The sequence below is a fragment of the Haliea sp. genome (assembly GCF_041395985.1).
In the GTDB taxonomy this organism is placed as follows: Bacteria; Pseudomonadota; Gammaproteobacteria; order Pseudomonadales; family Halieaceae; genus Haliea.
Genome location: NZ_JAWKZJ010000002.1, coordinates 300,262 through 311,110, shown reverse-complemented (window position 1 = coordinate 311,110; position 10,849 = coordinate 300,262). Strand labels below are relative to the sequence as shown.

Genomic DNA, 10,849 nt, shown 5'->3' with positions numbered 1-10,849 from the left:
GGTGCAGGGGGCCCATGAGGCACCCTGCACACTGCATTGCGTCAGCTGACGCGAAGTTTGTGTACGCCTGACACGCCGGTCAGGCCGTCCCATTGGTCAACACGACCCTCTCGCCAACCTGATACCCACTGCTGACGGTGTTCCTCGTTGGCGTGCGGACAAAAGTCGATACTCCGGCCCGTAACACCGGCTTGATAACCGCGGTCGTACGCCCTGGAACTCATGTCGCGTTTCTGTCTTCTCATAGATACTGCCTCCTGTTGGAACTCTGCACCCTGCGGGCGCAGTTCCATCTAAACAGACTGACACAGGCCTCGCAAACATCTATTTGGAGCAAAGCTCCATCCGGTTATAACCAAACAGGGTGTACACTGCAAGGACAAGCCCGGCTGTGCACATCGAGGGGGGAGTATGGCGACGTCCGGCAAGCATATTGTGATTTGCGCCGATGGCACCTGGAACGATCCGGAGGACGAAAACCCCACCAATGTGTTGCGTATCGCCCGGGCGATCAGTCCCCGCGCCGCGAATGGCCGCAGGCAGGTGGTTTTCTACGATTGGGGTGTCGGCTCCTACTATGCCCAGGCGAGCGGCGGCGTTACGGGGCTGGGGATGACCAAGAATATCCAGGATGGCTACCGCTTCATCGTGCAGAATTTCGACCCGGGAGACCGCCTGTTTCTGTTCGGTTTCAGCCGTGGCGCCTACACGGTGCGCTGCCTGGCCGGCATGCTCAACAACTGCGGTATTCTGCGGCGCTCCGAGGCCAACCGTATTCCGGAGGCCTTCACATTGTACAAGCAGCGCAACGCGCCACCCGGTTCAGTGACCTCAGAGCAGTGGCGGCAGCGCTTTGCCGTTGGTGGTCAGCGTGCCACGGTCGATTTCATCGGCGTTTGGGACACGGTAGGCGCCCTGGGCATTCCCACGCGTGTGCTCGCCTTCGCCGAGGAGAAGGACCTGTTTTACGATCCCGTGCTTGGGAGCAACGTGAGGGTCGCACGGCATGCGGTGTCCATCGACGAAGAGCGCAGCGATTTCGAACCCACACTGTGGGCACCCAGCGAGAGTGCCGATATGCAGCAGGTCTGGTTTGCTGGCGTGCATGCCGATGTCGGTGGTGGCTACCCGGCTGACGACGCTGGCAAGCGGCTCAGCGATATCCCGCTGCACTGGATGGCCAAGGAGGCAGAGCGCAGTGGGCTTCGCCTGGAGCCGCACCTGCTGGACCCTCTCGTGCTGGACAGCACGGCGACCGCACATCGCTCCTACCAACGTTTCTGGCGTGCCCTGGGCCGCTACAGCCGACCTATTCCCGATGACGCCGTACTTCATGCCTCCGTCCGAGAACGGTATGCGCAGGGCAACTACGCGCCTAAATCTCTGGTGGAGTGGCTCGCGCGCCGCAGCGGTGCCTGGCGTTCAACAACATGATTGATGGGCCGTGTTATGTGGTGGTCGCGAGAGTCGCGGAGACTCGAGATACCGTTGTCGCTTTTTGGGTTTTAGCCGGTTGAGGTCAACCATCACGAAAGCGTCCACACAGTGGCCAAACGTCGGGTCGATATTGAAGGCTGTCATCCACATCCCGTCGGGCTCCGCAACGTTGGCGTAATGTTTGAACAGGGTCGGAATCTGCAGGCCGAGACCTGAGAGATGCTGACGCAGTGCCAGCAAATCCTGCTCCTGGTCACCGCTGGGTGTGTAGGGTTGCTGTGGGCGAAACGGGCGACGTGGCTGTACGGAGAGCGCGGTGTTAGCGCCGTAGGTGGCATAATACCCACAGATCATTGTCGTGGCTTGCTCCCCATAGAGCGGGCTGATGGACGCGGGTCCGAACAGATAGCGACAACCGGGGTAGCGACGCAGGTAAGCACCGATGCCCAGCCAGAGGTAGTCCAGGCTGTGGCGGGTTTGGTAGTGCGTCTGTACAAAGCTGCGACCCAATTCCAGTCCTTCTCGCAGGTAGGTATCCATGCTTCTACCAAAGCGAAACAGTGAATGGGAGTACAATGCCGCCAATCCACCCGCAGCAATCAGCATCCGTGCGCGGCCGAGTCGGTAGGCGCCGGCAATTTCTCGAGCCTTTGGGTCCCACAGCGTCAGCTGGAGGTATTCGCGATCGAATCGATCGATGTCCCTTGGCAGACCGGAGCCTTCGCCCAGCGCGCGAAATGCCAACTCTCTCAGACGCCCGATCTCGCGCATGACACACGGGGCGGAATCCATTCTGCACAAACGAATCTGCATACCATCCGGTGTGGTGCCGAGTAGCTCGCTGGTCTCCATTTCCTGCTGCAGCAACGTGCGATTCTCAGGGTCCGCGATTGCCTCAGCACCCTGGAAGATCGGGCGCGCGTTTCGTGCGAGGCGATAAACATGCCGTCTGAAGAGATCCGCCAGAACACGAGGAGAAGAGGACACCTGGCTATAGTTAGCCCAGGGAATCGGCGCTCCCACGCGCGCTGCGATCGTGTTGTGTTCCTGCTTGAACATCTCACGCACCAGCCAGAGTGTTGAGAGGGGTCGTGACAGGAACGAGAGGCTGTAAAAGAACACGGAATTGCGCCCAGCGACGTAGACAGGCAAGACGGGTGCGCGAGCAGACTCAGCGATGCGTATGAAGCCTGGGTTCCATTCACCGTCTTTGACACCCTTGATGCCGAAGCGGGACACCTCGCCCGCGGGAAAAATAATCAAAACCCCCTCGGATTCGAGGTGTTCCCGAATGCGCTGCAGGTTTCTCTTTGGAGTGCCGCCCCCCATGTTATGGACTGGCAAGAGCAGAGTCTCCAGTGGTTTTATCGCGCTCAAGAGCGCGTTGGCGACCACCTTGACGTCCTGCCTGATGCGCCCCACCTGCTGCAGGAGCGCGAGCCCGTCCAAGGACCCCAGGGGGTGATTGGCAACGATAGCAATGCGTCCTGAGGCCGGTACCCGAGCCAGCTCACCCGGCGTAACCTTGAGAGTGAAGTCGAAGTACTGCAGCACGCGATCGACGAACTCTATGCCCCTGAGATCTGGATGTTCACGCGAAAACTGGGCGAACCGCTGCGTGTAGAACAGATAGCCCAGAAAGCGCGTGGCGCTGCGAGCCAGGCGCTTATGGCGTGATACAAACTGGGGATAATGCGTCTGCAGTATTTCCTGTACATCCAGCATCTGTCACGGGCTCCCGTCAGGAGTAGAACAGTGTCAGGGCCTCATCATGATCTCGCTGCCAAGTGTACTGCGCACTGCGCCCCTGTGCTTGCTCGATAACGGCGATGCGTCCACCGCGCTGGATGAAGTGGTCGATCTGGCGCTGTATTTCACGCCGTTCCCGCTCTTTCTGAGTCAATGACGATCGAAACTTGTCTGTCTGCATGGGAGCATCTCCGTGTGCGGTTTGATGGCCAAGGTGCATGGCTGCTGTTGCAGTCCGGCGACAGAACCATGAAATTTTCTTGACCGATAAGGCGTGGTGACCCGTCGCCTTGCTCGATATTCCGTGCAACAAAAACGTCATATATCAATCACACAACTGTCATTTACCCACCTTATTCTTGCCCCTGTCCTGAGCCGGCGCGCTGATCGCAGCCCCGGCTCAAATGTTGCTCATGCATCGGGAAGCAAGAATGAAACCATCGTTTTCTCATATCGGCGCCGCAGCCATCCTCATTTGTTCCAGTGTTATCGTGCAGGCAGCCGATGAACTTGTGGTACAGGTCAGCCGCGATGGGGCCTCCGCAGCGGGGCTGACCGTGGTACTGGACGGCGCGGTGAGCAAGCCCGTAGACGACGGTGGCTTCGCCTACTTCGATCTGTCATCCGGCGCGCACAGCGTGCAGATCCTCGACGGTGGCCGGACACTGCACAGCTTTCGCTTCAACACTGCTGACGGGCAGCTTGCGGATGTACTGGTGACGCTTGGCTCCGACTCGGAGGCCTCGGCCTCGGTAGAATCCTACTTTGCCGCTGAAACTGCTGCACAACGCAGTCGCGCCACCACGGGGCGGATCACCGGCCGTGTGGAATCAGGGGGCCAGCCGGTTGCGGGTGCCCTGGTTGCGCTGGGCGGCGGTGTTGAGCGAACAGCCACGACCGACGAGAACGGGCGCTACCAGCTCGAGGCGCCGCGCGGTATTTACAGCCTGACTATCAGCCACCCTGACCTCGGTACGCAGAACATCGAGGAATACCGCGTTATCGCCAACGCCGAGAAGCAGTCAAATTTCGTGCTGCGTTCCGCGGCAGCGCAGTCACTCGCGATTGGCGTGCCGCAGATCGAGGAAGTGACGGTCATCGCCAGCCTGCCCGCCGGCGGCATGCAGGAGTCTGAGCGATTCGCGACCAACGTCATCAACACACTGGACGTGGAGCAGCTCGCACGCTCTGGCGATACCGATGTCGCGGCTTCGGTGATCCGTGTTCCGAGTGTGACGGTGCAGGATGACCAGTTCGTATTCATTCGCGGATTGGGCGACCGCTATGTCAGCAGCACACTCAACGGGGCGACCTTGCCCAGTACCAACCCGACCAAACGCAGCGTGCCCCTCGATCTGTTCCCCAGCAGCATGGTCGAGCAGCTTGATATCCGCAAAAGTTACCTGGCGTCCATGCCCGGTGAGAGCACGGGCGGCAACTTGGAAATCAACACCCGGACGTTCCCGAATGAGCGTGGGGGCAGTGTCTCGTTGCAGCTGGGCTACGTGGATGGCGTAACCCTGGACGATGCCTATGTCGATCCGGCCAGCGGCGATTTCGACGTCTTCGGCTGGGACGATGGCGCACGCCAGAGACCCGCCATTGCCTACGCCGTGTCGCAGGCACTGAAGTACTCAGAGTTCTACGGCCCTGCGGTCGAGCGCGAGCTCGGGAAGCTGGGCGCAAACGCCATCACGGATGGCTTCCAGTACGACACCGAAACCGCGGTGCCCGACCTGTCGATGGGTGCGAACTACGGGGACGTGTTCGATCTCCCGGATTGGGGTGCGGAATTCGGTTACTTTGTTGCCGGCAACTACAAGAATGAACGCGGCGTTCGCAAAGACGGCATCCGCCGCACCTACGGCGGCCTGAACGCGTCCATGGTGCTGGACGATTACCGCTTCGAGCAGTTCGACAACGATGTTGACGCCAGCGGCCTCTTGTCCCTGGGGTTGAACATGGGCGCCTCCAGCTTTACCTCCAATACCGTGCTGTCGCGGGTCACCAGCGAGTCGGTCCGGGTCGAGGAAGGGTTTGACGGCGATGAACTCAACCCCTCCATCAGCTGGTCCATTGAGTGGGAGGAGCGGCAGTTCATTTCCCAGCAGCTCGCCGGCGAGCACATCCTCGGTGATGAGGAGTCCTGGACGCTCAACTGGCAGCTGACCGGCAGCCGGGCCGAGCGCTACGCGCCTGACCGCCGCGATGTGCGCTTCGACCTGCAGGGTGATGACGGCATCTACAACCTGCAGGTGCCCGAACTGACCCGCCGCTACGATGACCTGGTGGATGACAATCTTGACGGCTCTGTGGACGTCAATTACCTGTTCTCCAACGGTGCATTGGAGTCTTCACTGTCCTTCGGCGTTAACGGCATCAGTCGTGAGCGGGACTCGGATTCCGACACCTACGGCTTCGGTGGTGGTCTGCTGGCCATTGACGATAACGCCCCGAATCTCGACGTCTCCGATGTCGTCAACAGCGAAACCATCACGGGCATTCCGAGCACCGGCTTCACCTTCCAGGACAAGACGCTCCCCAGCGACAGCTACGACGCCGAGCTCGATCTGAACAGCGTCTACTTTTCATATGATGCCCTATGGAACCTGAAGTACCAGCTGGTTGTTGGGCTCCGCTATGAAGAGTTCGAGCAGATCACCGACACCTTCTCCCTGTCGGGTGACCAGGGCCCGGAGCAATCCGTGCTGGCGGAAGACTCGCTGTTGCCGACCCTGAGCTTCAACTGGTTCATCACCGATGACCAGCAGCTGCGCTTCGGGATGTCGCGCACGGTAGCGCGTCCGGATTTCAAGGAAACGTCCAACGCGACGTTTTACGATCGCGAGTTCAACTTCCGCGTTCGGGGGAACCCGAACCTGCAGGTGTCGGATGTGACCAACTACGACGTGCGCTGGGAAAAGTACTGGTCTGACCAGGAGTCCTTGAGCATCGCCCTGTTCTACAAGGATATGAAGGATCCGATCGAGCGCGTGGTACAGCCCGCGTCAGGCACGGCCGGCAACTCCCGCACCTTCCAGAACGCCGAGTCTGCCGAAATCCTGGGCGTTGAAATAGATGGGCGGAAGGACTTTGCGCTGGATGACAGCTTCACGCGCAGCGTGTTCCTCGCCACCAACGCCAGCCTGATTGATTCCGAGGTGACGCTGCAGAACGCCAGCACGCGTTCACTGCAGGGTGCGCCGGATTACACCTTCAACCTGATCGTCGGCTACGACGACATCGCGCGCGGTCACGAACTGACGCTGCTGTTGAACCAGAGTGGGGAGACCATCGTGGATGTCGGTGTTTCCGGGCAGCCGGACGTCATTCTCGAGCCCCGCATGGATGTCAACCTCGTCTACCGCTACTCGCTCTCCGACACCTTCACCTTCCGCGTGAAGCTGGAAAACCTGCTCGACAGTGAACTGGAGTTCACCCAGGGAGGGAACGTGTTCCAAAGCTACAAGCGCGGGTATGAAGTGAAGGCAGGATTTGATTGGCAATTCTGATAACAGGCACGCGTTCCGGCGCAAGCAGGATTTTTTTATGAACCAGGAAACCCGAGGAGTAACTATGAAACTGAAGAAATTGGCAATCGCCACGGCGATGCTCGGCTCAGTTGGCGGCCTGTATGGATGTTCTGAAGGTGACAGCGCCACCATCAATATTGATGCCCCCACTGAAATCGTGAACCCGCCAGTGGATGGCGGCGGTGACGGTTCAGGCAGTGCCTCAGTCTGCCCCGACTGGTCTTCCGCGCGTCCGAAAGACGCGGACGGCAACGATGTGTGTCAGATGCCGTCTACCGTTCTCGTTGACCGTACGTTGACCAGCGACAAGGTCTGGTACATGGAGTCGCGGGTTACCGTGGGCAATGGTAACCAGGAGATGTCTATCGACGAGGGCACGCTGGCCAGCGGTAACCCTGTCACGAATGTGACCCTGACGATTGAACCGGGCACACAGATCAAGGGACAGACCGGGAGCTTTGCCAACCTGATCATCACACGCGGCTCCAAAATCATGGCGGAGGGCACCGCTGCGGCGCCCATCGTGTTCAGCTCGGATGACGCAGGCTTTGATGGCTCAGGGGAGTGGGGCGGCCTCATCATGCACGGTTACGCGCCGCACAACGAGTGTTTGACCGCAGACCAGGGCGCAGTCGCCTGCAACGTCGACTCCGAGGGTGAATCCGGCTTCGGCGGAGGCTACAGCCCCGACGACAGCAGCGGCGTGCTGCGCTACGTCGTCGTCACTGAAGGTGGTTTCGAGTTCGCCACGGGTAACGAGATCAACGGTATCTCCCTGATCGGCGTCGGCAGCGGCACCGAGATGGAGTACATCCAGGTGAATGCCAACGCTGACGATGGCATCGAGTTCTACGGCGGCAACGTCAGCGTGCGCTACATGGTGCTGACCGGTAACCAGGATGACTCGGTTGACTGGGACGAAGGCTGGAGCGGCAACCTGCAGTTTGTGCTGGTCGACCAGGGCCCAGACGCGACAGGAAACGTGATTGAGGCTGATACGGAAGGTACACTGGACTTCCTCTCCCTGCCCACTATTGCCAACGCGACCTTTATCGGTGGTGGCTCCAATGCCACGGGTGCGGTATTCAAGGCGACCTCTGGCGGGTTCATCCACCACTCCGTGTTCACCTACGACGACGCATTCACGGCGGAAACGACCTGTGTTGACGCGAGCCGCGCTGCCCAGGTGGGTACCGAGCTGGTGTACACCAACGTCGTGGCGGACTGTGACAACAGCGGTGACGTGGTGCTGTTGCCTGCGCTGGTTCCTGATGTCGAACTGGACGCCAATTACGCAGCGCAAGCCGCTGAAGCGTCTGCAGTCGGCGTTCTGGACATCTCGGACATCAATGCAACCTATCCGGCCAGCCTGGCGGACCCCGACTTCTTCGAGGCTACGGACTACGCGGGTGCAGTTGACCCCTCAGCCACCAGCTTCTGGTACGAAGGTTGGACGGTCTCCGGGTCGCTGTAAGCGAAGCCGAATCCCCTTTTGCGCCAGCCTTGAGCTGGCGTTTTTTTTGGTGATAGTTTCAGGGCAACTCCATCCCCAGCTGGCTGCTGCCGTCAATGCGGGGGATATCCAGCACTGTCACGACGCCGGCGCTCGCGGCGACCACCGCGGGAATTGCATTCACCAGCCAGCAGGCTGCGGATGCGTTGCCGCCGCCAGCCGCGCCGGGTTCGAAGCGGTCCTCCGCATGCAGGCTGAGTGTGACGGTGGGGTTGCCACTGACGATCACCTGGTGACAGCCACCCCCGTGCGGTGGGTAGGGCCAGTCACGTGCGCAGCTGTCATCAATGCGGGTGATGTGCTCCAGTACAAACAGCGCGTGGCCCTGGTGCAGCCCGCGTACTTCGAAGCGGAACGCGCCCTGGGTGCCCGCCTGAAACAAGCCCATGCCCTCGACAGTAATGTCCCGTTCCAGCGCGCGTCGCTCCACGACGACCTCGATTGCGGATACGGGGTGACCGAGGGCGTCACCGACCAGGCGCACCATGGGGCCCCAGACCATTTCGATGGCAAAATCGTGCAGCATTAACGGCAGGGTCTGCATGTCGCTACCAAAGCCGATCACCTCGCGCACGACACGGGGTTGGTCATACAGCGCGTAATTGAAGATCTCCCGGCTGCGAATTTCGGTGATTGCGGAGCTGGTGCCGCTGGCAATGATGGGCAGCATATCCATCGCCCAGCCGGGGTCGATCCCTGAAACGAACAGCGATGCGCCGCTGCGCTGGCAGGCCGCCTCGATGGGCTGCAGCACCTCGGCGAAGCTGGAGGCCGGGTGCAGCAGGTTGTAAAAGGCGCTGGAGACAACGTTGCAGCCCGCATCAAGGCATTGCAGCAGGTCGCGCATGGCCTCCTCGGGCCGGGTGTCGGCCGTCGCGGTGTAGACAACGGCATCGGGTTGCTGCGCCAGCAGCCCGGCAGCGTCGCTGGTCGCCACCACGCCCACCGGGGCAACCCCTGCCAGGAGCCCGGCATCAACCCCGACTTTTTCCGGATTGGAAACCACAACGCCGGCGAGCTCAAGGCCGGGATGAGACAGTACGGCCCTGATCGCCGGGCGTCCGACATTGCCGGTGCCCCATACAATGACACGCAGATTCATGGTCCAGTGCTCCCCACATTCTTCATATTCTTGTCATACGGATGTCATAAAGCGGTCGTAATGTTGCGCGCAATGACGTTTCCCCTGAGGAAGGCCCAGCGTACCATGCGATCACTTGTTGCTGCACTATTGCTCGTTGTCACCACCCAGTCTCATGCGCTCTCCCTCGGTGCAGAGGAGTTCGCCGCGTCCCGGCAGCTGAGCTGTGTGTTGGCGCAGGACGCACTCGGCTTTCTCAGCGAGGACGAGTACGCCGACCAGGTGAACGAGGTGCTGGGTAACTACGATGCCGAGGCCGGCGATGTGATCTATGCCAAGGCGCTGGGCTACTTCGACGGGCTCATGTTCGGCATCCTCGAGCGCGACCAGTCTGCAATTCAGGCGCGGCTGCTGGAATACAGCGGCAGCCAGGCCTGCAGCCGCCACGTCGGTGCGCACTATACCCTCTAGGCACTCTGCTCAGGTGATCCCTCTGGAGGCCCAGCGCGTAAGGTAGCAGGAACCCACTACCTTAGAGGCTCTCCATGCGCCCCTTGCTTCCGTTTCTGCTCCTGTTGTCCCTGCTGCCGGGCCTGTCCGGCTGCGGTGCGGTAACCGTGGACGACTACACCGACAATCAGCCGACTCTGGTGCCGGAAACGTTCTTTAACGGCCAACTCACGGCCCACGGTGTTATCAAGGACCGCAGCGGCAAGGTCATTCGCTACTTCAATGCCGATATCAAGGCCTACTGGAAAGACGGGATCGGCACACTGGAAGAGGATTTCCTGTTTGACGACGGTGAACCCGACCGCAGGGTCTGGACGCTCACGCCTGCGGGCGATGGTCGCTATATCGGCACCGCCGGTGACGTGGTGGGCGAGGGCGAGATTACGGTAGCCGGCAACAGCATGTTCCTGGATTACGTGCTGCAGATTCCCTGGAACGACGGCACGCTGGACCTGCGCATCGATGACCGCATGTACCTCGTCAACCCGACGACTCTGATCAATGAGTCCATCATGAGCAAGTTTGGCGTGCGGGTCGGCGAGATACTGCTCGTGATCAGCAAAGTACAGGACTGACAGGACTGTCGCAGTGACACGTCTGGTCACGGCGCTCGGCTATGCCGGGCTGATACCTTTCGCTGTCAGTGCCGCCGGCATCTGGCTGTTGCAGGATTATCTCCGTGCGCTGTCACAGCAGGGTTTCATCGTATATTCGCTTGCCATCCTGTGTTTCATGGCCGGGTCGCTCTGGGGGACGGCGCAGCGACGGGTGGGTGGCGACAAGGCACTACGCTTGCTGGTCAGTAACGGCCTGGTGTTGTTCGCGGTGTGCAGTGTGCTTACGGCGCAGGCACTGATCGCCGCCGGGCTGCTGGCGTTGGCCCACCTCGCAACTCTCTGGTATGAACGCGGCAGCAGCACCGATCGGGGTTGGTACTCCCGCATGCGGGTTCAACTCACGCTACTTGTCGTCGCCCTGCATATTGCCTACATTGCGGGCCTTATTGTGCGCGGCAGCGCCTGAGAG

10 protein-coding genes are annotated in these 10,849 nt (G+C 60.5%); 6 read left to right on the top strand and 4 right to left on the bottom strand.

The window, feature by feature from the left end; genetic code table 11:
* Nucleotides 1-41 precede the first annotated feature (41 nt).
* Nucleotides 42-245, bottom strand: a complete 204-nt coding sequence (gene rmf, locus R3E49_RS05020; protein ID WP_290739107.1) for a ribosome modulation factor — start codon at nucleotides 243-245, stop codon at nucleotides 42-44.
* A 166-nt stretch (nucleotides 246-411) separates the two neighbouring features.
* Here rmf and R3E49_RS05015 point away from each other — a divergent pair, with 166 nt between their 5' ends.
* Nucleotides 412-1,434: a DUF2235 domain-containing protein gene (locus R3E49_RS05015; RefSeq protein WP_371294036.1), complete on the top strand. Its 1,023-nt coding sequence runs from the start codon at nucleotides 412-414 to the stop codon at nucleotides 1,432-1,434.
* Here R3E49_RS05015 and R3E49_RS05010 read toward each other — a convergent pair.
* Nucleotides 1,423-3,162, bottom strand: coding sequence for a lysophospholipid acyltransferase family protein (locus R3E49_RS05010; RefSeq protein WP_371294035.1), 1,740 nt, complete (start codon nucleotides 3,160-3,162; stop codon nucleotides 1,423-1,425). The genes R3E49_RS05015 and R3E49_RS05010 overlap by 12 nt on opposite strands.
* Nucleotides 3,163-3,178: 16 nt before the next feature.
* Nucleotides 3,179-3,367, bottom strand: a complete 189-nt coding sequence (locus tag R3E49_RS05005; protein WP_371294034.1) for a hypothetical protein — start codon at nucleotides 3,365-3,367, stop codon at nucleotides 3,179-3,181.
* A 250-nt stretch (nucleotides 3,368-3,617) separates the two neighbouring features.
* Here R3E49_RS05005 and R3E49_RS05000 point away from each other — a divergent pair, with 250 nt between their 5' ends.
* Both R3E49_RS05000 and R3E49_RS04995 read left to right on the top strand, forming a co-directional pair.
* The gene (locus R3E49_RS05000; RefSeq protein ID WP_371294033.1) at nucleotides 3,618-6,698 is read left to right on the top strand and encodes a TonB-dependent receptor domain-containing protein; all 3,081 of its coding nucleotides are present in this window, start codon (nucleotides 3,618-3,620) and stop codon (nucleotides 6,696-6,698) included.
* A gap of 64 nt (nucleotides 6,699-6,762) precedes the next feature.
* Complete coding sequence (locus R3E49_RS04995; RefSeq protein ID WP_371294032.1) at nucleotides 6,763-8,193, top strand: hypothetical protein; 1,431 nt, start codon at nucleotides 6,763-6,765, stop codon at nucleotides 8,191-8,193.
* A 58-nt stretch (nucleotides 8,194-8,251) separates the two neighbouring features.
* Here R3E49_RS04995 and R3E49_RS04990 read toward each other — a convergent pair whose 3' ends face one another.
* Complete coding sequence (locus R3E49_RS04990) at nucleotides 8,252-9,334, bottom strand: hypothetical protein (protein ID WP_371294031.1); 1,083 nt, start codon at nucleotides 9,332-9,334, stop codon at nucleotides 8,252-8,254.
* A gap of 105 nt (nucleotides 9,335-9,439) precedes the next feature.
* Here R3E49_RS04990 and R3E49_RS04985 point away from each other — a divergent pair, with 105 nt between their 5' ends.
* The 3 genes from R3E49_RS04985 (at nucleotide 9,440) to R3E49_RS04975 (ending at nucleotide 10,846) form a co-directional block, all read left to right on the top strand.
* The gene (locus R3E49_RS04985; protein WP_371294030.1) at nucleotides 9,440-9,784 is read left to right on the top strand and encodes a hypothetical protein; all 345 of its coding nucleotides are present in this window, start codon (nucleotides 9,440-9,442) and stop codon (nucleotides 9,782-9,784) included.
* A 74-nt stretch (nucleotides 9,785-9,858) separates the two neighbouring features.
* Nucleotides 9,859-10,398 (top strand): DUF3833 domain-containing protein, encoded by a 540-nt coding sequence (locus tag R3E49_RS04980; protein ID WP_371294029.1) that lies wholly within the window; start codon nucleotides 9,859-9,861, stop codon nucleotides 10,396-10,398.
* A 13-nt stretch (nucleotides 10,399-10,411) separates the two neighbouring features.
* Nucleotides 10,412-10,846: a DUF3429 domain-containing protein gene (locus R3E49_RS04975; protein WP_371294028.1), complete on the top strand. Its 435-nt coding sequence runs from the start codon at nucleotides 10,412-10,414 to the stop codon at nucleotides 10,844-10,846.
* Nucleotides 10,847-10,849 lie beyond the last annotated feature (3 nt).